The organism is Nocardia vaccinii NBRC 15922 (assembly GCF_001613305.1).
GTDB classification, from domain to species: domain Bacteria; phylum Actinomycetota; class Actinomycetes; order Mycobacteriales; family Mycobacteriaceae; genus Nocardia; species Nocardia vaccinii.
Genome location: NZ_BDCC01000012.1, coordinates 142,676 through 166,079, shown reverse-complemented (window position 1 = coordinate 166,079; position 23,404 = coordinate 142,676). Strand labels below are relative to the sequence as shown.

At 67.5% G+C, this 23,404-nt stretch carries 22 protein-coding genes and 1 pseudogene; 14 read left to right on the top strand and 9 right to left on the bottom strand.

Features of this window, described 5'->3' with window-relative positions:
* Positions 1-110: 110 nt before the first annotated feature.
* The 3 genes from NV1_RS09355 to NV1_RS09350 all read right to left on the bottom strand — a co-directional run bounded on the left by NV1_RS09355 (position 111) and on the right by NV1_RS09350 (position 1,658).
* On the bottom strand, positions 111-509 hold the full coding sequence (locus NV1_RS09355) for a nitroreductase family deazaflavin-dependent oxidoreductase (protein ID WP_067887996.1): 399 nt from the start codon (positions 507-509) through the stop codon (positions 111-113).
* A gap of 245 nt (positions 510-754) precedes the next feature.
* A complete protein-coding gene (locus NV1_RS43370) occupies positions 755-958 on the bottom strand; it encodes a hypothetical protein (RefSeq protein WP_157116718.1) in 204 nt (67 codons plus the stop codon).
* Between the two features lie 46 nt (positions 959-1,004).
* Positions 1,005-1,658 (bottom strand): metal-dependent transcriptional regulator, encoded by a 654-nt coding sequence (locus NV1_RS09350; protein ID WP_067888818.1) that lies wholly within the window; start codon positions 1,656-1,658, stop codon positions 1,005-1,007.
* 306 nt (positions 1,659-1,964) lie between these two features.
* Between NV1_RS09350 and NV1_RS09345 the strand changes: the two genes are divergently transcribed.
* Positions 1,965-2,933, top strand: a complete 969-nt coding sequence (locus NV1_RS09345; protein ID WP_084525214.1) for a bifunctional riboflavin kinase/FAD synthetase — start codon at positions 1,965-1,967, stop codon at positions 2,931-2,933.
* Positions 2,934-3,033: 100 nt separating this feature from the next.
* Here the strand turns inward: NV1_RS09345 and NV1_RS09340 are convergent, their stop codons facing one another.
* The gene (locus NV1_RS09340; RefSeq protein WP_067888811.1) at positions 3,034-3,852 is read right to left on the bottom strand and encodes an alpha/beta fold hydrolase; all 819 of its coding nucleotides are present in this window, start codon (positions 3,850-3,852) and stop codon (positions 3,034-3,036) included.
* Between the two features lie 232 nt (positions 3,853-4,084).
* On the opposite strand from NV1_RS09340, the gene rpsO reads away from it, so the two are divergent.
* The 3 genes from rpsO (at position 4,085) to NV1_RS09325 (ending at position 8,484) form a co-directional block, all read left to right on the top strand.
* Positions 4,085-4,354, top strand: a complete 270-nt coding sequence (gene rpsO, locus NV1_RS09335) for a 30S ribosomal protein S15 (protein WP_067887993.1) — start codon at positions 4,085-4,087, stop codon at positions 4,352-4,354.
* A gap of 436 nt (positions 4,355-4,790) precedes the next feature.
* A complete protein-coding gene (locus tag NV1_RS09330; protein WP_067887990.1) occupies positions 4,791-7,088 on the top strand; it encodes a polyribonucleotide nucleotidyltransferase in 2,298 nt (765 codons plus the stop codon).
* 79 nt (positions 7,089-7,167) lie between these two features.
* Positions 7,168-8,484, top strand: a complete 1,317-nt coding sequence (locus NV1_RS09325; RefSeq protein ID WP_245713646.1) for a M16 family metallopeptidase — start codon at positions 7,168-7,170, stop codon at positions 8,482-8,484.
* A gap of 89 nt (positions 8,485-8,573) precedes the next feature.
* Here the strand turns inward: NV1_RS09325 and NV1_RS09320 are convergent, their stop codons facing one another.
* Together NV1_RS09320 and NV1_RS09315 are read right to left on the bottom strand one after the other, a co-directional pair.
* A complete protein-coding gene (locus tag NV1_RS09320) occupies positions 8,574-8,822 on the bottom strand; it encodes a hypothetical protein (RefSeq protein WP_067887985.1) in 249 nt (82 codons plus the stop codon).
* A gap of 275 nt (positions 8,823-9,097) precedes the next feature.
* A complete protein-coding gene (locus NV1_RS09315; RefSeq protein WP_067888805.1) occupies positions 9,098-9,424 on the bottom strand; it encodes an ArsR/SmtB family transcription factor in 327 nt (108 codons plus the stop codon).
* Between the two features lie 90 nt (positions 9,425-9,514).
* On the opposite strand from NV1_RS09315, the gene NV1_RS09310 reads away from it, so the two are divergent.
* From NV1_RS09310 to NV1_RS09285, 6 genes are all read left to right on the top strand, one after another.
* On the top strand, positions 9,515-10,729 hold the full coding sequence (locus NV1_RS09310) for an MFS transporter (protein ID WP_067888802.1): 1,215 nt from the start codon (positions 9,515-9,517) through the stop codon (positions 10,727-10,729).
* Positions 10,730-10,784: 55 nt separating this feature from the next.
* A complete protein-coding gene (locus NV1_RS09305) occupies positions 10,785-12,218 on the top strand; it encodes a pentapeptide repeat-containing protein (protein WP_067888799.1) in 1,434 nt (477 codons plus the stop codon).
* A gap of 47 nt (positions 12,219-12,265) precedes the next feature.
* A complete protein-coding gene (locus NV1_RS09300) occupies positions 12,266-13,039 on the top strand; it encodes a sulfotransferase family protein (protein WP_084525212.1) in 774 nt (257 codons plus the stop codon).
* Between the two features lie 63 nt (positions 13,040-13,102).
* Positions 13,103-14,218 carry an alcohol dehydrogenase catalytic domain-containing protein gene (locus NV1_RS09295; protein WP_067887979.1) on the top strand — a complete coding sequence of 372 codons (1,116 nt, stop codon included), beginning with the start codon at positions 13,103-13,105 and terminating at the stop codon, positions 14,216-14,218.
* Between the two features lie 92 nt (positions 14,219-14,310).
* On the top strand, positions 14,311-15,066 hold the full coding sequence (gene dapB, locus NV1_RS09290) for a 4-hydroxy-tetrahydrodipicolinate reductase (RefSeq protein WP_084525211.1): 756 nt from the start codon (positions 14,311-14,313) through the stop codon (positions 15,064-15,066).
* A gap of 75 nt (positions 15,067-15,141) precedes the next feature.
* Positions 15,142-15,630, top strand: coding sequence for a hypothetical protein (locus NV1_RS09285; protein ID WP_174557419.1), 489 nt, complete (start codon positions 15,142-15,144; stop codon positions 15,628-15,630).
* A 61-nt stretch (positions 15,631-15,691) separates the two neighbouring features.
* Here the strand turns inward: NV1_RS09285 and NV1_RS09280 are convergent, their stop codons facing one another.
* A complete protein-coding gene (locus NV1_RS09280) occupies positions 15,692-16,258 on the bottom strand; it encodes a MarR family winged helix-turn-helix transcriptional regulator (RefSeq protein WP_307628543.1) in 567 nt (188 codons plus the stop codon).
* Between the two features lie 94 nt (positions 16,259-16,352).
* On the opposite strand from NV1_RS09280, the pseudogene NV1_RS45570 reads away from it, so the two are divergent.
* Positions 16,353-17,717: pseudogene (locus NV1_RS45570) on the top strand (MFS transporter); the annotation flags it as partial.
* Positions 17,694-18,662, top strand: a complete 969-nt coding sequence (locus NV1_RS45565; protein WP_245713645.1) for an MSCRAMM family protein — start codon at positions 17,694-17,696, stop codon at positions 18,660-18,662. The pseudogene NV1_RS45570 and the gene NV1_RS45565, both read left to right, overlap by 24 nt.
* Positions 18,663-18,715: 53 nt before the next feature.
* Here NV1_RS45565 and NV1_RS09270 read toward each other — a convergent pair whose 3' ends face one another.
* Positions 18,716-20,350, bottom strand: a complete 1,635-nt coding sequence (locus NV1_RS09270) for an MFS transporter (RefSeq protein ID WP_067887970.1) — start codon at positions 20,348-20,350, stop codon at positions 18,716-18,718.
* 143 nt (positions 20,351-20,493) lie between these two features.
* Entirely contained in the window at positions 20,494-21,324 is an 831-nt protein-coding gene (locus tag NV1_RS09265; RefSeq protein ID WP_067888790.1) for an SDR family oxidoreductase, read from the bottom strand.
* Positions 21,325-21,413: 89 nt separating this feature from the next.
* Between NV1_RS09265 and NV1_RS09260 the strand changes: the two genes are divergently transcribed.
* Entirely contained in the window at positions 21,414-22,994 is a 1,581-nt protein-coding gene (locus NV1_RS09260; RefSeq protein ID WP_067887967.1) for a methylmalonyl-CoA mutase family protein, read from the top strand.
* Complete coding sequence (locus NV1_RS09255) at positions 22,994-23,395, top strand: cobalamin B12-binding domain-containing protein (protein WP_067887963.1); 402 nt, start codon at positions 22,994-22,996, stop codon at positions 23,393-23,395. The genes NV1_RS09260 and NV1_RS09255 overlap by 1 nt, the downstream gene beginning before the upstream one ends.
* The last annotated feature ends 9 nt before the right edge of the window (positions 23,396-23,404 follow it).

Here is a 23,404-nt window from a genome sequence, read left to right as displayed (position 1 = left end):
ACCGGTTTCGGCCGCCGAGCCGTCGCGATCACGGCGGCTCGGCGGTGTGCCGGGCGAATATCGCTGCCGGTGTGGTCCCTGGCGGGGATGCCGGCTCGCCGACAGGCCGGTCAGTCCGTGGCGATATCGGCGAGGAACAGCTTGACCCGGGCCCCGGCGAGGCGCGCGGCCAGTGGCAGCCCGGGTCCGGCTTCCTCGCGATCCACGACGCGGGGATTGACGATCCGCCGCCGGCGCCCGAGGATCCGCACCTCGGCCTCGCCGGCGGCGAGCACGTTCTTCACCCAGTCGGTGCGGCCGTGCCCCAGGCCAACGCACAGGCTGCCGTCGAAGCGGAAGGCGTTGACCGGCGTCGAATACGCCCGGCCGGACTTGCGCCCCCGATGTTCGACGACGGCGAACCACGGAAGATACGGGGCCAGCGGCCGTATCACCGGATTCATGTACCGGGTCTGGATGCGATCCAGCCATTCCGGGAACAAGCTGACTTCACGGTCGGGCGTAGGCATACGGTCACCCTTTCGGTGCGGGCGCAGTCTTGCGCGCCGGATTGTCGACTCCGATGAAGATATGGCAGATCCACAGCGGCCGCAGCACCGAATACCTGATGGTGACCGGTGGCTGCCTACGGGCCTACCTGGCACTGTCTCGGATACGACCGCCGCCGGTCGCTCGATGAGCATCTGAGCCGCTTTCGGGCGTCGGCGGCGGCGAGGGCCGTCGTCGGTTCGCTGACGCCGCACCGTGATTCGCATCAGTGATGCCGCCCCCGCGGCGCCACCGGCCCGTGCCCGCCGACGCAGGTCCAACGCCCGTTCTGCTCGTGCGGGAACTGCCAGGGTGTATGGCAGTGCAACGTCGGCGGGGGAGCGGGAATCGTGGTCCCGGCCGCTGCCGTGCCCGCAAAGACCAGGCTTGCGGCCGGACCGAGCAATACCGCGACGGTTCGACGAGTCATATCCGGCATGTCGTCCGGGCCGCCGCCTTCGTTTCCCGCGAGGCGTTCAGAGCGTGAGCCAGATGGCTTCCGCGGCCGGACTTCCCAGATCCACGATCTGCTCGCCGATCCGTATCGCGATGGTGCCCGCGAAATCTCGCCGCTCCACCACCGTGATCGGCGTATCCAGCGCGATGCCCACCGAATCGAAATACCGCAGCATCGCCGGGTCGAAATCGGAAATCCGTGCCACCCGGCCGTTTTCACCGGCCTGGAAATCACTGAGCTGCCGCGCGGGGGGAGTGGGCACCGCACCGTCCACCGAGGGAATCGGATCGCCGTGCGGATCGCGGTCCGGATGACCGAGTTTGGTGTCGATGCGTTCCATCAGCGTCTCGGAGACCGCGTGCTCGAGCACCTCGGCCTCGTCGTGCACCTCGTCCCAGCCGTAGCCGAGCTCGTTGACCAGGAACGTCTCGATGAGCCGATGGCGGCGCACCATCGTGACGGCCGCACGGCGGCCCTCTTCGGTCAACGTGATCGCCCCGTAGCGAGCATGTTCGACCAGGCCCTGATCGGCGAGTTTGCGCACCGCCTCGGACACTGTGGACGCCGAGACGCCGATGCGTTCGGCCAGCAGTTTGGTCGTCACCTTCTCCTGTGACCACTCCTGCGTGGTCCAGATCACCTTGAGATAGTCCTGCGCGACCGAGGACAGCACCGGGGCGACACTCCCGCCGGAACCGGACCCGGGCTCGGTGTACGGGGAGCCCTCGGATACCGGCGGCACGGCGGGGTCGACGAGCTCACGTCGGGTGGCGATATCTCGTTTTCCGGGCACGTAACGAGCTTAGCCGGGCAGGTCGCCACGACCGAGCCGCAGCGGTGCGGGTGGCGTGCGGGCGAATGCGCGACTCCCGGAGCAGATGACGCGTGCGTGACGCTCGACGGATCCGCGTCCGGCGCGGCTGTGAACATCCACACCGCGGAATGCCCGCCCCGAGCGGGCGTGACTAGGCTGCGGTGTGTGCAGAGATGGCGAAGTCTCGAGGAGATGCCCGCTGACTGGGGCCGTTGCGTCCTGACCATCGGGGTGTTCGACGGCGTGCACCGCGGTCATGCCCAGCTGATCGGTCGCGCCGTGAAATCCGCGGCCGTGCGCGGCGTCCCCTCGGTGCTGATGACCTTCGACCCACACCCCATGGAGGTGGTGCGCCCGGGTTCGCATCCCGCGCAGCTGACCACCCTGACCCGTCGCGCGGATCTGGTCGAGGAACTCGGTGTCGACGTCTTCTGCGTGATGCCGTTCACCCACGAGTTCATGAAGCTCACCCCGGCGCGCTACGTGCACGATCTGCTGGTGGAGAAGCTGCACGTGTGCGAGGTCGTGGTCGGGGACAACTTCACCTTCGGCAAGAAGGCCGCGGGCACCGTGGCGACCATGCAGGAGCTCGGCGGGCGTTTCGGCTTCGAGGTCGACGGGGTCAAACTGGTCGGCGAGCACGCGGTCACCTTCTCCTCCACCTACATTCGCGCCTGCGTCGACGCCGGTGATATGGCCGCGGCGGCCGATGCGCTGGGCCGCCCGCACCGGCTCGAGGGTGTCATCGTGCACGGCGACGGCCGCGGCCGCGATCTGGGCTACCCGACCGCGAACGTGGCCCCGCCCATGCACGCGGCCATCCCCGCCGACGGCGTGTACGCCGGATGGTTCACCGTGCTGACCCCCGGCGCGGTCGTCGGCACGACCCAGCCGGGCAAACGGATGATGGCGGCGATCTCGGTCGGCACCAATCCGACCTTCTCCGGCCGCACCCGCACCGTGGAGGCTTTCGTCCTGGACACCGACGCCGACCTGTACGGGCAGCACGTCGCGGTGGATTTCGTGGAACACCTGCGCCCGATGCGCGCGTTCGCCTCGGTCGAGGAATTGACCGCCGAGATCGCCCGCGACGTGGACCGCACCCGCGAACTGCTCGCCGAACCCGGGCGGTAGCCCGGCTCTCGGTGTCGTTCGCGGCCTCGAAGGTATGGGGCAGTAGTGGCGCGAGTGGGATCAGTCGGCGCTCGGTGTCGTCCGGGGTCGCGAAAACCGTTCACGCCGAGATGAATTCGGCGATGTCGGCGTTGATTTCGGCCGCGTGGGTGACGTAGAGCCCGTGTCCGGCGGTGGGGTACTCCTTCAGTTCGGCGTCCTTCAACAGCTCCACCGCGACACGGCTGGTCGGCTCGATCGGAATGGACTGATCGGCGAGCCCGTGCAGCAGTAGCACCGGAATGGTGATCTCGGCCAGATCGGGACGCAGATCGGATTCTGCGATCGCGCGCTGCATCGTCTTCGCGGCCCAGGGGGCGGCCGACAGACAGCGTTGGACCTCCTGGTCGATGAGTGCCGCGGACACGTCGTTACCGAGATGGGTCGCGAAATAGCCCTGCGCTCGATCGGTCATCCACTTGGCCCGGTCGGCGCACAGCGCCGCTATGGAGGCGTCGATTGCGGCCTGCGGAACGCCGGCGGGATGGACCTGGCTCCAACTCAGCTTCGGCACCGCCGCGGCTACCAGCACCAAGCGCCGAATCCGGTCCTGACCGTGGCGAGCGAGGTAGTGCACCGCTTCGGCGCCGCCGCCGGAGTGCCCGATCAGTACCGCATCGCGGATATCGAGGTGATCCAGCAGCGCGGCGACGTCGTCGGCGCGGGTGTCGTTGTCGTAGCCGTCGGCGGGACGATCGGAGCGGCCGTGTCCGCGCCGGTCGAGCAGAATGCAGCGGTAACCCCGCTCGACGAAGTACGGCACCTGGTGCTCCCACATATCGGTGTCGAGCGACCACCCGGCCAGGAACACGATCGGTGCGCCGGACCCGTACACCTCGTAGGCGAGGGTGGTGTCGTCGGTGCTCTGGAAGTACGGCATCGTCTTCTCCTGTTCTGTGGTGTGCCACCGATATTCGCGCCCCGGGGGAATGAAAGCGATTACCTCTCGGGTAATCGTCGCAACCGGACCGGTGGCGGCCGCGGACACCGATTCGGATCGCCGCAGGTGATCCGGTATGCTGGCTCGTCGGGTTTGCTGCGGTTCGCGGCGGCGCCCGCCCGGGATTCGTTCCCGGTCCCTCGAGCGCGGACTGAAACATCAGGAGTGATTCGTGGCTCTGACCACCGAGCAGAAGTCGGCCATCCTCGCGGAGTACGGCCTGCACGAGAAGGACACCGGTTCGCCGGAGGCCCAGATCGCGCTGCTGTCCAAGCGGATCTCCGACCTCACCGAGCACCTGAAGGTGCACAAGCACGACCACCACACCCGGCACGGTCTGCTGGCCCTGATCGGTCGTCGTCGTCGCTTGTCGAAGTACCTGCAGGCCAAGGACATCGAGCGTTACCGTTCGCTGATCGAGCGTCTGGGCCTGCGTCGCTAGGACTGTTCGCGATGTCGGAGATCGCCCGGTTTCCGCAGCGACACAGTGAGGCAGTTGACAGGGCAGCCGACGGGGAGGCATACAATCTCCCCGTCGGCTAGTCGTGCATGCGGACCTCGTGAGGTTCCGGTACGGCGGTGCCACATGCCGTACGCATCCGTCCTCGTGGCGTCGGTCCTCGGTAGTGGCCTTTCGGCAGGAGACGACTCCGCCGTGGGGCTTCGATCGATGGCCGCCTCCGCGTCGCCATTCTCCACCCCGAGACACAGTCGAGGGGGAACCGGTCGGGTGTACGCGTAGCAACCAGGAGGGTTGTCGCGCGCCCAAGCCTGGGTACGGCCTGATCCCTCAGCCGGGGACATGGTTGAGGGCTGAACAGTCGGATCGCGCTCACGTGCGCTGGATCCGGCGAAGACGAGAGGTTGAGGAAAAGAAGATGACAGACACAGTGAGCTCGGCCGTCGAGGTCGAACCGGGTGTGTTCGAGTCGGTCGCCCTGATCGACAACGGGTCCTTCGGCACCCGCACCGTCCGGTTCGAGACCGGACGTCTCGCCAAGCAGGCCGCCGGTTCCGTGGTGGCCTACCTGGACGACGAGACCATGCTGCTGTCGGCCACCACGGCCGGTAAGCAGCCCAAGGATCAGTTCGATTTCTTCCCGCTGACGGTGGACGTCGAGGAGCGCATGTACGCCGCGGGCCGCATCCCCGGCTCGTTCTTCCGCCGCGAGGGCCGTCCCTCCACCGACGCGATCCTGACCTGCCGTCTGATCGACCGCCCGCTGCGCCCGTCGTTCGTCGACGGCCTGCGCAACGAGATCCAGGTCGTCGTGACGGTCATGTCGCTGGATCCCAAGGATCTGTACGACGTGGTGGCCATCAACGCCGCCTCGGCGTCGACCCAGATCTCCGGACTGCCGTTCTCGGGGCCCGTCGGAGGCGTGCGTGTCGCGCTGATCGGTGGCGGACAGGGCGGCTCCGCCGCCGGTGGCCAGTGGGTGGCGTTCCCGACCGTCGAGCAGCTCGAGGGCGCGGTGTTCGACATGGTCGTCGCGGGCCGGGTCGTCGACGGTGACGTCGCGATCATGATGGTCGAGGCCGAGGCCACCGACAAGGTCATCGCGCTGGTCGAGGAGGGCGCCCAGGCGCCCACGGAAACCGTTGTGGCGGAAGGTCTCGAGGCCGCCAAGCCGTTCATCGCCCGGCTGTGCCGCGCGCAGCAGGACCTGGCGACGCTGGCCGCCAAGCCCACCGAGGAGTTCCCGCTGTTCCCGCCGTACGGCGAGGACGTCTACGCCGCCGTCGAGGGCACCGCGAAGCGCGAGCTGAACGAGGCGCTGTCCATCGCGGGCAAGCAGGAGCGCGACGAGAAGACCGACGAGATCAAGCTCGCGGTGCTGTCCAGCCTCGCCGAGGACTTCGAGGGCCGCGAGAAGGAGATCGGCGCGGCATTCCGCTCGGTCACCAAAAAGCTCGTGCGCCAGCGCATCCTGTCCGACGGCTTCCGCATCGACGGTCGCGGCCTGGCGGATATCCGCGCGCTGTCGGCCGAGGTCGCGGTGGTTCCGCGGGCGCACGGTTCGGCGCTGTTCGAGCGTGGTGAGACCCAGATCCTGGGCGTCACCACCCTCGACATGGTGAAGATGGCGCAGCAGGTCGACTCGCTCGGCCCGGAGACCTCCAAGCGCTACATGCACCACTACAACTTCCCGCCGTTTTCCACCGGTGAGACCGGTCGCGTCGGTTCGCCGAAGCGTCGCGAGATCGGCCACGGCGCACTCGCCGAGCGTGCGCTGATTCCGGTGCTGCCCTCGCAGGAGGAGTTCCCGTACGCCATCCGTCAGGTCTCGGAGGCGTTGGGCTCCAACGGTTCCACCTCGATGGGTTCGGTCTGCGCCTCGACTCTGTCGCTGCTGAACGCCGGTGTGCCGCTGAAGTCCCCGGTCGCGGGCATCGCGATGGGCCTGGTCTCCGACGAGGTCACCGACGAGTCGGGCAAGACCGAGACCCGCTACGTCGCGCTGACCGACATCCTCGGCGCCGAGGATGCCTTCGGTGACATGGACTTCAAGTGCGCGGGCACCCGGGACTTCGTCACCGCGCTGCAGCTGGACACCAAGCTGGACGGCATCCCGTCCAAGGTGCTCGCGGGCGCGCTGAACCAGGCCCGCGACGCGCGCCTGACAATCCTGGACGTGATGGCCGAGGCCATCGCCACCCCGGACGAGATGAGCCCCTACGCCCCGCGCGTCACCGCGATCAAGATCCCGGTCGACAAGATCGGCGAGGTGATCGGACCCAAGGGCAAGGTGATCAACCAGATCACCGAGGACACCGGCGCGAACATCTCGATCGAGGACGACGGCACGGTGTTCGTCGGCGCGACCGACGGTCCGTCGGCGCAGGCCGCGATCGACGCGATCAACGCCATCGCGAACCCGCAGCTGCCGAAGGTCGGCGAGCGTTTCCTGGGCACGGTCGTGAAGACCACCGCCTTCGGCGCGTTCGTCTCGCTGCTGCCGGGCCGCGACGGTCTGGTGCACATCTCCAAGCTGGGCAACGGCAAGCGTGTCGGCAAGGTCGAGGACGTGGTCAACGTCGGCGACAAGCTGCGCGTGGAGATCGCCGACATCGACAATCGCGGCAAGATCTCCCTCGTCCCCGTCGAGGAGGAAGAGGCCGCCGAGGCTCCGGCCGCCGACGAGAGTGCTGCGGTCGAGGCCGGTGCCGAGTAAAAACTCTGGTGTGACGAAGAAGAACGCCGCAGCGCTTTCGACCCCCTTGCTCCTGGACAGCGAGCAGGGGGGTTCGTCTCTGCTGAAGACGACCCTCGCCCTGCCCGGAGACAGCGGGGTGCGGCGCACCGTGCTGCCGGGCGGGTTGCGCGTGGTCACCGAACATGTGCCCGGGGTGCGGTCCGCATCGGTCGGGGTGTGGGTCGGCGTCGGTTCGCGCGACGAGGGGCCCAGCGTGGCCGGCGCCGCGCATTTCCTGGAACATCTGCTGTTCAAGGCGACTCCGACCCGCACGGCACTGGATATCGCGCAGGCCGTGGACGCGGTCGGCGGTGAGCTGAACGCGTTCACCGCCAAGGAGCAGACCTGTTACTACGCGCACGTGCTGGACGAGGATCTGCCGCTGGCGGTGGATCTGGTGTCCGATGTCGTGCTCAACGGGCTGTGCCGGGCGTCGGACGTGGATGTGGAGCGTCAGGTGGTGCTCGAGGAGATCTCGATGCGCGACGACGATCCGGAGGACATGGTCGGCGATTCGTTCCTCACCGCGTTGTTCGGCGATCATCCGGTGGGCCGCCCGGTGATCGGCACGGTCGAGTCCATCGAGTCCATGACCGCGAATCAGCTGCGCGGATTCCATCAGCGTCGCTACCGTCCGGACCGGATGGTTGTCGCGGTGGCCGGGAACGTCGAGCACGAGCACACGGTGGAGTTGGTGCACCGGGCGTTCGCGGCCCGGCTCGATCCGGTTCGCGAGCCCGCCCCGCGGCGGGAGGGCCGGTTCCGCACGCACACTTCCCCGCAGTTGCAGTGGACGTACCGGGACAGCGAGCAGGCGCATCTGGTGTTCGGTGTCCGTGCGTTCGGCCGGCACGAGGGGGAGAAGCGCTGGCCGCTGTCGGTGCTGAACACCGTGCTCGGCGGTGGTCTGTCCTCGCGGCTGTTCCAGCGCATCCGGGAGGAGCGCGGCCTGGCGTACTCGGTGTATTCCAGCGTGGACACCTTCGCCGATACCGGCGCGTTCTCGGTGTATCTGGGCTGTCAGCCCGAAAACCTGGGCCAGGTCGCGAGTTTGGCGCGCGATGTCCTGGAAGAGGTTGCCGCGGACGGCATCACCGACGCCGAATGCGCCCGCGCCAAGGGCTCACTGCGTGGCGGTCTGGTTCTGGGCCTGGAGGATTCGGGTTCGCGCATGAACCGCATCGGCCGCAGCGAACTCAGCTACGGCAACCACCGCAGCGTTTCGGAAACCCTCACCCGCATAGATTCGGTCACTACCGCCGAGGTCTCGGCGGTAGCCCGCACCCTGCTGTCCCGCCCTTTCGCCGTCTCGGTAGCGGGCCCCTACCGCCGCGCCCGGGATCTGCCGGTCGCGGTACGCCGTTTGGCGGATTGAGCCTGGTCAGCGGACACCTTTGCTTCGGGCGGTGGCCTGGTTCCCGCGCGCACGGGGGAACCAGGCCCGCGGCTCCCCGACTCGTTCGATTACTGTGCGCCCGCTTGGATTCCGGCATTCACCTCGTTGATCGCCTGCTGTACGAGACGCTCGGCGTTGACCCGATGACCTGCCTTGTCCGGGACCGCCTGCTGCAACTCGCCCTGGGCGGACTGCAGGTCGCCGCGCGCGGTGAGCATATGCGGCTGGAACGCGTAGGCCGCGCCCGCACCGATGCCGGTGAACGCCACCGCTCCGACGACGGTGGCAATTCCCAACCGCAGCTTGGAAATTCGCATCTCGAGTACCTCCTGTGTGTGGGATCGGACGGTGGCGAGCGTAGCCAGTCCCGCCCGATGTCGCAGGTGGCCCGAAACGCCCGAGAAATGCTGTACGACTTGGGAAAAAGCCGCCCGAGCGGGGCTCGATGGCGTCCGGATCTTCAGCCGATCTTCAGTGTCATCCGGCAGCGTCGGAACACGACCGGAACCGCGTGGAGCTGTGCGAGAACGTCGGGGCACCGGCCCGGCGGCGCCGGCTCACGTTCGTGCTGGACGGGTTGCGCGCTCGGTGATCAGTCGGTGTGTGCGCGGTTGGCGGCGGCGACGATCGAATCGAGTAGACCGGGGAGTTCGGCGTCCACCTCGGCGCGGCGCAGGCGCGCGTAGACCTGGCCCTCATCCATGATGCGTTCGGTGAGACCGGCCTCGCGCAGGGTTTTCAGGTGGTGGGTCGCGGTGGATTTGTTGATCGTGTCGTAAAGGGCGCCGCAACGCTGTGCGATACCGGCGTTCGCCAGGCGGCGCACCATTTCCAGGCGAACCGGGTCCTGGAGTGCGGCCAGGACGTCCTGGACCGAGCCGACCGGAAAGGACTCCACTGTCGCTGTCGCATTCACCATGACCCACCTCACTTCGGGTTTGATGGGAATCAAACCGAGCCGACGGTCGTTGAGTTCGATAATAATCAAACTTACCTGATGGGGAGCGACATGGTAGCGAACGCGGCGACAGCCCCGACCCCTGTGAAAGGGGCTGTGCAACCCTGGGCGTACGCGCTGATACTGCTGGCCACCGGGGTGGCGCTCGGGGTGTCCGGCGCACCCGCGCCGCTGTACGGGCTGTACCAGAAGCAGTGGCACTTCTCACCGTTCACCACCACGATCGTGTTCGCCGTCTACGCGGTCGCGGCCCTGGCAGCGGTGCTGGTGTCCGGCCGCATCTCCGATGTGGTGGGTCGAAAACCCGTGCTGCTCGGGGCAATCGGGACGATGATCGTCGGGCTCGTGGTGTTCGTCTTCGCGGACAATGTGGCGATGCTGGTGCTGGCGCGGGCATTACACGGTCTCGCGGTGGGATCGATGGTCGTGGCGGGAGCCGCCGCGCTGCTGGATCTCAGGCCCGCGCACGGCGCGCGGTCCGGGCAACTCAGCGGAGTGTCGTTCAATGTCGGTATGGCCGTGGCGATTCTGGGTTCGGCCGCGCTGGCACAGTACGTCCCGCATCCGCTGCGGACTCCGTATCTGGTGATCACGATCCTGTGCCTGCTGATCGGGGCGGGGGTGCTGGTCATGCGCGAACCGCATACCGCGCGTGTCGCCGGACGCATCCGGATTGCGAAACCCGCGGTGCCGCAAGAAATTCGGGCGGATTTCTGGTTCTCGGCGCTGGGTGTGATGGCGGCGTGGTCGGTGCTCGGCGTTCTGCTCTCGCTGTATCCGTCGCTGGCTTCGGCGAAAACCGGTGTGCACAATTTGATCTTCGGTGGTGCGGTGGTGGCCTCGACCGCGACGTCCGGTGCGCTCGTGCAGTTGTTCGCCACCGGAATCCCGGCCCGGCGCGCGGCCATCGGCGGTGATCTGGGCATGGCCGTCGCGCTGCTGCTGACCATTCCGGCGCTGGCAACCCGCAACTGGGTGCTGGTTCTGTTGGCTGGAGTGTTCCTGGGTGCGACCTTCGGACTCGGTTTCGGCGGATCGCTCCGGCATCTGTCCAATGTGGTGCCGCAGCACCGGCGCGGGGAGACCATGTCGGCGTACTACCTGCTCGCGTATACCGCGATGGCGCTGCCGACGGTGCTCGCGGGATGGGCCGCGACCCGGTGGGGAATGGCCGCGATCTTCCCCTGGTTCGTGATCGTGGTGGCGCTGGCCTGCGTGGGCGCCGCGGTGATCGGCGTGCGTGGCCAGCGGGCCGAACGGGTTTGACCACGGATCGCCGCTCGCACTGCCGCGGGCGGCGATTTGTGGTTACCATGCCGCTATGCGGTGGAGGGGGAGAACCCGGGAACGCCTCACCGGCAGATTGCAGCGGTCCGCGTTGTTGTTGTCGGTCGTGTTCGTGGTGCTGGGCGGACTGGGTATCGCGGTTCTGGCCTGGTGGGTGTTGTGGATTCTGCTGGGCGCCAAGGCACAGACGCCCGACCAGGTCGATTTGACCAAGATCGCGCTGTCGGTGGCGGCCGGGGTGGGCGGTGCGGTCGCATTGGTCGTCGCCTATCGAAAACAGCGCGATGGTGAACGCGGGCGATTCGTCGAATTGTTCGGGGCGGCAGCGCGACAACTCGGCGATGCCGATGTGGCGGTGCGAATCGCCGGGGTCTACGCCATGGCCGGAGTCGCCGACGAATTCGGTGCACCGGGTCGGCGGCAACAGTGCATCGATGTGCTGTGCGGATATCTGCGACTGCCGTACGACCCGGAGTCGGGGGCCGATCATCTGGCACAGCGCACCGAAACCGTCGAGGAGGCGGGAGTCAAGCGGGAGTTGCGATATCAACTGCGGCAGAACGACCGGGAGGTGCGTCGTGCCGTCGTCGACGTGACCGTCGCGCATGTGCGCGCGTCCGCCGAGGTGTCCTGGTCGCAGTGCAATTTCGACTTCTCCGGTGCGGTGCTGGAGGATTCGGACTTCCGGTACGCGGTCTTCGCGGGCGAGCGCACCTATTTCGCGCGGGCGGTGTTCATCGGCAAGCGGGCCACCACTTTCGAGCACGCGCGATTCATCGGGCAGTACATCTCGTTTCGCAGCTGTGAGTTTCGCGGCGGCACGACCCTGTTCCGGGACGCGGAGTTCGCCCCGGCCGAGCGAGCCGGTACCGAACTACCCGGAGCCGGAACACGTTTGGAAGGCGCGGTTTTCGAATCGCCGGTCTCCTTCGATCGAACCGTATTTCGCGGGCCCGCTGTGATTTTCGGCGACGTGGCTTTCCTCGGGGAGCGAACATCTTTCGCCGAGACGGTATTCCGCACGGAGAGGACAGAATTCGGCGGCGCCACCTTCGACGGCACCGCGGTGCGTTTCGAGGGGGCCGAATTCGACAGTGCCCGAATATCGTTCGCCCGCGCCCGCTTCTATGCCGCGCGGGTCGCCTTCGACGGCGCGCGATTCGGCTCCCGTTCGCGTTGGCGGCGCAGCCCGACGCTCACCGTCGACTTCTCCGCCGCCGAGTACCACGGCGCGATCTCGCTCGACGACACCGTCTTCGAGGGCCGGGAGGCAGATTTCTCAGACGGCGACTTCTTCGGCGAGATCACTTTCCGCAGAGCACGTTTCGAGACCCAGCGCACCCGGTTCGACACTCCGAAAGCCTGGGTGGGGGTTCGCGTCGACTGGGACGTCGATCCGACCCGCAAACCCTCGCGGATCACCCCCGAGACCTGGCCTCCGGCCCCCTTGCCGCCGACGGCGAACTGAGCGGCACAGGCGCTGCACAGGTTCCACCCGCAAGTTAACATCGCGACGTGTCCTCTCCGCTTTTGATTTTCGGCGCTGGTCAGCGCTGTGGCAGCACGCTGGTGCAGCGGCTGATCTCCTCCCATCCCGAGGCGTTCATCTGGGGCGAGCAGCACGGGTGGCTCGGGCAGGTCCTCGATGCGGTCGATGGGCTGATCGGTCACAGCGAGGTGCTCGGCGAGGCCGGTCGCACGGAGTTCGCGGTGCACGGCCATCAGGGATTCCTGGCGAATCTCATGCCGGAGCCGGAGCGGATGCGGGAGGCGTCGACGGAGTTCCTCACCCGGCTGTTCCACGCGCCGGACGCCCGGGTATGGGGATTCAAGGAAGTTCGGTTCGACCTGGAGTTCGCTACGCGGTTGCAGCGATACCTGCCGGACCTGCGGGTGATCTTCATCGTGCGTGATCCTCGCGATGTGCTGTCCAGTCTGGACGAATGGGAAAGTCGCGGCTGGTGGACCCGCGCGGATACCGAGTTGTCGTTCGGCCACTGGAAGCGGATCGCGACCTCGTTCCTGGAAACCGGCTCGATACCGGTGTTATCGGTGCGCTACGAGGACTTCATCGCCGATCGGGAGGTAGCGGCCCGCGACGTCGGCGAATTCACCGGGCTCGATCCCGCGGGGTTCGATATGACGGTCTTCGATCACAAGGTGCACAATCTCGGCCTGGAGGGCGAGCGCGACCTGCGTTCCTGGCAGGACATGCCGATCGACCTGCGGTATCTGCTGTTCGACGAGGGGCTGCGGACCACCGCCAAGGCGTACGACTACCACTTGTAGGCCGCGCGGATTCGTGCCGCGGATCGCGCCGGCGTCCCGCGGCGAGGCGGTAGCTTTCGAATCATGAAGATTCGTGGTGCAGTTCTGGAACGCATCGGTGCGCCCGCGCCGTACGCCGAATCGGGCCCGCTCGTGGTCGGCGAGCTGGACCTGGGCGAACCCGGCCCCGGTGAACTGCTGGTGCGGATCGAGGCGGCCGGGTTGTGTCATTCGGATCTGTCCGTGGTGGACGGGAACCGGGTGCGTCCGGTGCCGATGCTGCTCGGGCACGAGGCGGCCGGGCGGGTCGAGGCGATCGGTCCGGGCGACAGCGATCTGCGGGTGGGGCAGCGCGTGGTGATGACGTTCCTGCCGCGCTGTGGGGAGTGCGAGGGGTGTGCGACGGACGGTCGCACACCGTGCGTACCCGGCAGTGTCGCGAACAATGCCGGTGAGTTGCTCGGCGGCGGGAGGCGACTGCGGCGCGACGGCGAGACGGTCCAGCATCATCTGGGTGTGTCCGGATTCGCCACGCACGCGGTCGTCGATCGGCGTTCGGTGGTGCCCGTGGACGACGACGTACCTCCGGAGGTCGCCGCGGTGCTGGGCTGTGCGGTGCTGACCGGCGGTGGGGCGCTGCTGAATTCGGCGACGCCGGGTCCGGGGGATCGGGTCATGGTGGTCGGGCTGGGCGGGGTCGGGATGGCGGCGGTGTTGGTGGCGGCCTCGTTGCGCGAGGAGTTGGGCAGCGAGGTGATCGCGGTCGACACCCTGCCCGAAAAACTGGCTCTGGCAACGGAACTCGGCGCGGATCAGGTCTACACCCCGGCCCAGCTGGCCGAGCAGGCGGTCACCGCCGAGATCGTGGTCGAGGCCGCGGGCAATGTGCGGGCCTTCGAAACCGCGGTCGCCGCGACCGCGCCCGGTGGTACCACGGTGACCGTCGGATTGCCGAATCCCGAAGCGCGGGCGAATATTTCACCGCTGGGCCTGGTCGCTCAGGGACGTTCCATCATCGGCAGCTACCTCGGGTCCGCGGTGCCCGCCCGGGATATTCCGGCGTATGTGCGGATGTGGCGCGCGGGCCGGTTGCCGGTCGAGCGGCTGGTCTCCTCCCGGCTCCGGCTCGAGCAGATCAACCACGGGATGGACGAGCTCGCGGCCGGGCACGGACTACGGCAGGTCATCGTCTTCGACTGAGACCTCATGTGCCGTGCGGGGGCGTCGGGTCGACGGTGGTCCAGCGCAGTAGGCTCGGCGGAGGTTGTCGACCGGCATGTGAGGAGTCAAGGGTGAGCGCGAACCGGATCCGGGTGGGTGTACTCGGCGCGCAGGGCAAGGTCGGACAGGCGATCTGTGCGGCGGTCGAGGCGGCGGAGGATCTGGATCTGGTCGCCGGACTCGACAAGGGGGATGCGCTCGACGGATTCACCGAGGCCGGTGCGCAGGTGGTGGTCGATTTCACCCATCCCGATGTGGTGATGCCCAATCTTCGGTGGCTGGTCGAACACGGGATTCACGCGGTCGTGGGCACCACCGGATTCGACGAGGCCCGTCTCGCGCAGGTGCGCGCGTGGCTCGCGGATCAGCCGGCGACCGGGGTGCTGATCGCGCCGAACTTCGCGATCGGCGCGGTGCTGTCGATGCGGTTCGCCGAACAGGCCGCACGCTGGTTCGATTCGGTGGAGGTCATCGAACTGCATCACCCGAACAAGGCCGACGCGCCGTCGGGGACCGCGTACCGCACGGCGGGCATCATCGCCGAGGCGCGCAAAAGTGCCGGCGTGGGCCCGAGCCCCGATGCGACCACTACCGAACTCGACGGCGCGCGGGGGGCGAGCGTCGACGGGGTGCGGGTGCATTCGGTGCGGCTGGCCGGACTCGTCGCCCATCAGGAGGTGCTGTTCGGTACCCAGGGCGAGACCTTGACCATTCGCCACGACTCCCTCGACCGGACCTCGTTCGCGCCGGGGGTGCTGCTGGGGGTGCGGCAGATCGGGTCGCGGCCCGGCCTGACCGTCGGCCTCGACCCCCTGCTGGACCTGTGAGCGGGTGTTCGGTGGCTCCGACCGGCGAGTGCGGCGAACCGGGTGGAAGTAGGCCGAGTGCGTTCGGGGCCTGCTGTGAGTGAGACGAACGACAACGGACGCCTGGTGCGGACCGTCGGGACGATCGTGTTCCTGGTGGTCGCCCTGGTGGTCTACTTCCTGCTGCTGGGCCGGATCGCGGTGGCGCTCATCGCCTCCGGGAAGGCCGCCGGTATCGCGATGGGCATCGGCGTTTTCATCCTGGGACTCATCGGTATCTGGGTGGTGGCCACGAGTATCCGTGCGGCGCTGGCCCATCAGCATCTGGCCCGGCGAATCCACGAGGAAGGTCGTGAGCTGGACGTCTCCGATCTGCCGCGCCGCCCGTCCGGCCGGATCGAGAAGGACGCCGCCGACGCGCTTTTCGAGAAGATCAAGGCGGAATGGGAAGCCGCGCCGGATGATTGGCGCAACAACTATCGCGCGGCCCGTGCCTACGACTATGCGGGGGACCGCACCCGCGCTCGCGAGGTGATGCGCCGCGCGGTGGCACTCGAACGCGCCGAGCGCCACCGTGAGAAGTGAACCACCACAACAGAATTCGCTGACCTGATAGCGCGGCTGCGGCAAAGTCCGCGGCCCGGCGTCAGTGCGGGTTCGCCGGGGTGGTTTCGCGGGAGTCGGGGTGTGGCCACGGGCGGCCGTCGAGACGTTCGATATCCATGTTGAAGCGGCGCAGGTAGGCGGCGAAGGCGGCGATGTCATCGGCGGTCCAGTCGGCCATCACCCGGGTCATCCCCTCGACGTTGACCGCGCGGGCGGCGTGCAGGCGGCGACGGCCCGCCTCGGTGAGCTGGAATTTGCGCGCGATGCCACCGTCGGGATCGGCGATGCGCTCGACGAGCCGGTCCCGCAACATCGCCCGGGTCTGGCGGTTCAGGGTCGAGGCGTCCAGGCGCAGTGCGTCGCCGAACTGCCGGATGGATTGCGGTCCGGCCAGCTCGATGCGGCTGAGCAGTAGGTAGGCGCTGCGCTCGAGCAGGCCGTCGCCGCTGCGGAAGCGTGGGTTGAGGGTGTACTTCGTGAGCAGCATGCTCTCGAATTCGACCAGGTCAACCGGCCCGTCCATGCCGAACTCCCTTCTGCCGTGCTCGCTGTGGGCCGCCACCGAGACGGACGCCACATCCTTGTGCACTCGGCAAATGTTGTGCATTGCGCACATACTATGCATACTACATATCAACGGCGTGACTCGTAAGGAGATTGACGTGGCCGAAACTAAAGCCGCCGCCCGCTCCGGCGGCGTCCTGGCGGTGCTGGCGATCGCCGGCATCGTCGCGTCATTGACGCAGACATTGGTGATTCCGCTGCTGGGCCAGATGCCGCAGCTGCTGCACACCTCGACGTCGAATGCGACCTGGGTGGTGACCGCGAGCCTGCTCGTCGCCGCGGTCTGCACGCCGGTGGCCGGCCGCCTCGGTGACATGTACGGGAAACGCCTGGTCCTGCTCGGGTCGACCGTCCCGCTGATCGTGGGTTCGGTGGTGTGCGCGCTGTCCTCCTCGCTGCTGCCGATGATCATCGGCCGTGGTTTGCAGGGAATGAGCGTCGGCATCATCCCCGTCGGCATCGCCGCGCTGCGCGATCTGCTGCCGCCCGAGCGGCTCGGGTCGGGTATCGCGCTGATCAGCTCGTCACTGGGAATCGGTGGCGCACTGGGGCTGCCACTGTCCGCCGCGGTGGTGCAGTACAGCAACTGGCGGGTGTTGTTCTGGGGCGTCGCGGTGGCCGGGGTGATCGTCGCGGCGCTGATCTACATCGCGCTGCCGAAGATCTCGCCCGCCGGTTCGACCGGGCGTTTCGACGTACTCGGCGCGATCGGCCTGGGCGCCGGGTTGGTCTGCCTGCTGCTCGCGGTGTCCAAGGGCGGTTCGTGGGGCTGGGGCAGCGGCAGCATCATCGGGCTGTTCATCGGTACGGTGGTCGTGCTGCTGCTGTGGGGCTGGTGGGAATTGCGAACCAGCGCACCGCTCGTCGATCTGCGCACCACCGCGCGTCCACAGGTGTTGATGACCAATCTCGCGTCGATCGGGATCGGTGTCGCGATGTACTCGCAGTCGCTGATCGTGCCGCAGTTGTTGCAGCTGCCCAAGATCACCGGTTACGGCCTGGGCCAGTCGATGATGGCGATGGGCCTGTTCATGGCGCCCGGTGGCCTGATGATGATGCTGCTCTCGGCGCCGAGCGCGAAGCTGTCGGCGGCGCGCGGGCCGAAGGTGACCCTGACCATCGGCTGCCTGATCATGGCGGTCGGTTACGGCGTGTCCATGGTACTGATGGGCAACCCCTGGACGCTGATGCTGGTGACGATCATCATCAGCTCGGGCACCGGATTCGCCTACGGCGCGATGCCCGCGCTGATCATGGGCGGTGTGCCGGTGACGGAGTCGGCCGCGGCCAACAGCTTCAACACCCTGATGCGCTCGATCGGCACCTCGGTCTCCTCGGCCGTGATCGGCGTGGTGCTGGCGCAGATGAGCGTGAACTTCGCCGGACGCAGCATCCCCACCGAGAGCGGATTCCGGGTCGGCCTGCTGATCGGTTGCGGCGTCTCGATCGTGGCCGCGGTGATCGCGATCCTGATCCCGGTGCGTCGCGCCGCGTCCGCCGCCGCGGAGGCCGCGATCGCGCATACCGCGGAGGAGGCCGATCTCGTTGCCGCGGAAGTCGATTCGCTGCCGGTTGCCGGGGTCGTCCCGGCCGCCGTCCAGATTGCGGCGGACCGCTACGCGGCCGAGACGATCGCCGAAACCGTCACCGGCCCTTCGGTATACGGCCGGGTGCGCGATGCGGGCGGGCCCGTGGTGCCCGGCGCGACGCTGACACTGATCTCGATGTCGGGCAGTCAGCTGGGGCGTGCGATCGCTCGCCAGGACGGGTACTACGAACTCGCCGTGCCCGCCGCGGGCTCGTATGTGCTGATCGCCTCGGCGGAGGGCCGCCGTCCCGACGCCTCGACGGTCGCGGTGGGTCCGGTCCCGACCGCCTGCGAGGTGACCCTCGCCGGGATGGGCACGTTGGCCGGAACCGTCACTCGCGTTCCCGGCGAGGATCCGGTGCCCGAGGCGCGCGTCGCGGCGCTGGACCCGCGCGGTGAGGTGGTGGCCTCTGCCGAGACCGATATCCTGGGCCGGTTCGGTCTGTCCGATCTGCCCGAGGGGGAATTCATCGTCGCGGTGAGCGCCGACGGCTTCCACCCCACGGCCGTTCCGGTGCTGGTGAGCGGCACCGGCATCACCGAGATCTCGGTGATGCTGCGGCCCGGCGCGCGGCTGAGCGGTGTGGTCCGGGTCCGCTCGGACGATCGGCCGCTGCACGACGCGCAGGTGACGTTGATGGATCCGGCCGGGCACGTGGTGGACACCATGACGACCGGTGCGGATGGGAGCTACACCTTCGGCAATCTGTCCGACGGCGACTACACCGTGGTGGTGAGCGGTTATGCGCCGGTCGTCATGCAGGTCAGTGTGCACGGTGACGCCGTGCAGGGCGTGGACGCGCACCTGGGGCACGACAGCCCGGTGACTTCCTCGATGGAGCGGACCTCGGCCCGCTGATCGCGGCCGCGAAAATTCGGTGCCCGAAACATGTTCGGGCACCGAATTTTTCGTTATGCCTCGCTCGTCACCGGCGCACCGCCGGTGGCGGGGCTGCGGCCGTGCCGCATCAGCACGGCGATGATCAGCGCGACGATCGTGGTGGCCAGCACCACCCAGAAACTCAGCGTGTACCCGCGGTCGGCGAAGACCTGCGGGATCGTCTGGACGGTGGAATGTCCCATCACGTCGATGTGCGCCTTGACCGGATGGTTGTTCAGCAGCGCGGTGGTGACCGCCATGCAGATGGCCGAACCCATACTCATGGTGACCCCCAGCATGCCCGCGCTGATGCCCTGCTGTTCCTGCGGCACCGCATCCATGATGAGGTTGGGGCCCGCGGCGTAGAAGCAGCCGAATCCGATGCCCGCCAGCAGATACAGCACCAGATATGTGATCCAGCTGTAGTGGAAGACGACGAATCCGATACCGGAAATCGTCAGGATGCTGAACGCGAGTATCGCCGGAATCCGCGCACCCAGTCGCCGTGCCATCGCACCGGCGAAGGGGCCGACGACCATGCCGAGCAGGCCGGCCCAGATGCCCACGTGCAGTGCGTATCCGAGCATGCTGAAGCCGTTGCCGTAGGTGTATCCCGGATCGAAGTTCACGTGCACGAGACTCGCCGGCAGGGTCATCCCGGTCATCTGATGTGCTTGTGCCACAACGCCTTGCACGACGTTCTCGCGCAGGCCGTCGACGTTCGGGGTCTGGGTCATATAGCCCAGGGCCAGCGGCTGGACCGCGGTGATGCCGACGCCGAACGCGGTCATCAGCAGGGTCAGACTGACTTTCGGGTTGACCAGCAGTTTCATATCCATGATCGGCCGCGAGACCCGGAACTCGACCACGACGAACAGCGCCAGCATGACCAGACCGCCGATGAGCCAGGCCAGCGCCGACGGGCGGCCCCAGCCCCAGGTCTGACCGTTGTCGAGGTACAGCAGGGTGAACAGCGCGCCCGCGGACAGCAGGATCGCGCCGAACGGGTCGAAGCGTTCGCGCACCCGCAATTTCGTCTCCGGCACGACCCAGATCACCAGCGGCGTGAGCATGAGGGTGAACGCGGCCAGGAACCAGAACATCGCGCGCCACTCGAAGTGGTCGACCAGGAAGCCGCCGATCAGCGGTGCGATCGCCCCGGAGAAGCCCAGGCCCGCGCCGATCATGCCGACGCCGAGCGGAATGTACTTGCGCGGGATGAGGTCTCGGATCAGGCCGTAGGCGACGACCTGGCTGGCGATGGAGAACGCCGCCAGGCCGCGGCCGATCAGGAAGATGGTCCAGTTGCTGGTCAACGCGCAGATGACACAGCCGACGAAGAAGCAGACTCCGGTGGCCAGGAACAGCTTCTTCTTGCCCCAGGCGTCGCTGGCCTTACCGATCAGCGGCGTCGCGGCGGCGCCTACCAACCCCAGGATGATGACCGCCCAGTTGATGTTGCCGCCGACGGTGCTGAACGTCTTGGTCATCTTCTGCAGGGCTGCGGAGACCATCGTGTACTGCAGCGGGACGACTTCGGTGTAGAGGACGATCACGATGAGGATGGCGAAGATCCGCACGCGGGATGCCCCGTCCAAGCGGCCGGTGTCGTTCTCGACAGGGCTGTCGAGGTGGTCCGGCGGAGGACTGGTTTCGGTGGTGGACATGGGAAGCTCCTGAAGCAGGGCAATATGAATGCGATTTCGAATGTGATCGAGGTCTCGCTAGGCATTCATGGTAAGCGGATTCTCGGATTGCACAAGCACCATTTTCAGAACTCGCTTGCTACGCTCTCGCCCTGCTCGCTCGCTCAGTCGAGGAAGAGATCCGGTGTCGGATTCGGCCCGCCGCCGTAGCGGGAGAAGTCGTTGACCCCCGCATAGTGGGCCAGCGCGTCGGTGTCCAGGAAGCAGTTGGCGGTGGTCTTGCGCGAGGGGCGGGACACGATCGCCATCGCGGCGTCGGCCATGATCTCCGGACTGCGCGCGGCGGCCAGCTGATCATCACCGTCCCGCAGATTCGCCACCGCGGAGGTGGCGATGTACGTCTGCGGCCACAGGCAGTTGAAAGCGATTCCGGCATCGGCGAATTCGGCGGCCCAACCCTGTGAGAGCAGGGTCATCCCGTACTTGGACAGGGTGTAGGACGGGTGCGCGCCGAGCCAGCGCGGATTCATGTTGATCGGCGGGGCGATGGTCAGCACATGTGGATTCGCCGACTTGCGCAGATGCGGCAGGCAGGCCCGGGTGAGCAGGAAGGTGCCGCTCAGGTTGATATCGGTCATCAGCGCGAACTTCTTGGCCGCGAGCCGCTCGGTGGGTTCGGTCGCGATGGCGCTGGCGTTGTTGACGCAGATGTCGACGCCGCCGAAGCGCTCCACCGCGGTTTTCACGACCCGCTCGACATCCTCCTCGCGGCGTACGTCGCCGACCACGGCGGCGGCCTTGCCGCCCGCCGCCTCGATTTCCGCGGCGGCGGTGTGCACGGTGCCGGGCAGGCGCGGATGGGGGTCGGCGGTCTTGGCCAGCAGTGCCACATTGGCCCCCTGCCGGGCGGCGGCGATCGCGATCGCCAGGCCGATGCCGCGGCTCGCACCGGAGATCACCATCGTGCGATCGGTCAGCGGAAGGTGGTCGGACATCGTGCTCCTCGGTCGCAACAGGTTCGTGATCAGGCATTCACTCCTGATGGTATTGGCATTCTCTTTTTTGGCAAGTACCGTATTCACTGATGAACAACGAAGTGCAGACCTCGTCCGGTATACCGCTCGAAGCGGTGTACGGACCGCAGGATCGGCGAGCCGATCCGCCCGCGCCGGGCGAGTATCCCTTCACGCGCGGAAATTTCGCCTCCGGCTATCGGGGGCGACTGTGGACGTTCCGCCAGTACTCCGGATTCGGCACCGCCGAGGAGTCCAATCGGCGCTACCGCTACCTGCTCGAACAGGGCGGCACCGGTCTGTCGGTGGCGCTGGACCTGCCGACCCAGTGCGGTTACGACTCGGACGATCCCGAGGTGAGCGAGGAGGTCGGCCGGGTCGGTGTCGCGGTGGACACCCTGGCCGATGCCGAGATCCTGTTCGACGGAATCCCGTTGGACAAGATCTCCACCAGCTTCACCATCAACGGCACGGCCGCGATCCTGCTGGCGTTCTATGTCGCGGCCGCGGAGAAGAAGGGTGTTCCGCGCGAAAAGCTCACGGGCACAATCCAGAACGACATCCTCAAGGAGTACGCCTCGCGCGGCACCTGGATCTGGCCGCCCGAACCGTCGCTGCGGCTGATCGCCGACACCATCGAATTCTGTGCCGCGCAGGTGCCGCGGTTCAACGCGATCTCGGTGGCGGGCGCGCACTTTCGCGATGCCGGGGCCACGGCGGTGCAGGAGATGGCGTTCACCCTCGCCGACGGCGTCACCTACTGCGACACCGTCGTCGAACGCGGGCGGATGAGTATCGATCAGTTCGCTCCGCAGGTCTCCTTCTTCTTCTACACGCACGGCGATTTCTTCGAGGAGATCGCGAAATACCGTGCGGGACGGCGCCGTTGGGCCACGATCGTGCGCGAGCGGTACGGCGCGACGAAGGACAAGGCATCGATGTTCCGGTTCGGCTGCGTCTCCGGTGGTGCGTCGCTGTACGCGCCGCAGGCGCAGAACAATCTGGTCCGGATCGCCTACGAGGCGCTGGCCTCGGTACTGGGCGGGGTGCAGTCGATGTTCACCGCGGCCTGGGACGAGCCGTTCGCGCTGCCCAGTGAGGAATCGGCGACCATGGCGCTGCGCACCCAGCAGATCCTGGCCTACGAGACCGGTGTGACCCGGGTCGCGGATCCGCTCGGCGGCTCGTACTTCGTCGAGGCGCTGACCGACGAGACCGAGGCCCGCATCGTCGAGATCATGGCCGATCTGGACCAGCACGGCGGGATGGTGCGCTGCATCGAGGACGGCTATCTGCAGGGCCTGATCGCCGACGAGGCGTACAAGGCGCATCAGCAGATCGAATCGGGCGAACGTCCGGTGGTCGGGGTGAACCGGTTCGTCTCCGATGAGCCCGCACCCGATATCGGCACCTACGAACTCGATGCGCAGGGCCGCGAGGTGCAGCTGCGACGCCTGGCCAAGGTGAAGGCCGAACGGGAGTCCGCCGCAGTGCAATCCACCCTGAACGCACTGTCGCGCGCCGCCGCCGAGGGAGACGAGAATCTGATGGACCGCCTGATCGACTGCGCCAATGCCTATTGCACGGTCGGGGAGATGACCGCCGCGCTGAAATCGGTGTGGGGCGAATTCCAGCAGCCGGTGGTGTTCTGATGGCCGCGCGGGTACTGGTCGCCAAGCCGGGGTTGGACGGGCACGATCGCGGCGCGAAGATCGTCGCGCGCACGTTGCGGGATGCGGGTTTCGAGGTGATCTACACCGGAATCCGCCAGCGCGTGGAGGACATCGTCTCGATCGCGCTGCAGGAGGATGTGGCCGTGGTGGGGCTGAGCATCCTGTCCGGTGCGCATCTGGCGCTGACCAAGCGGGTGGTGGACGCGCTGCGGGCCGCGGACGCCGGGGATATCGCCGTGGTCGTCGGCGGCACCATTCCGCAGGCGGACGTGCCGCGACTGGAGGAGGCCGGTGCCGCGGCGGTGTTCCCGACCGGCACCGCGCTGGAAGTCCTGGTCGCCGAGATCCGTGCCTTGACCGGCACAGCGGCGTCGTCCTGATCACGCCGC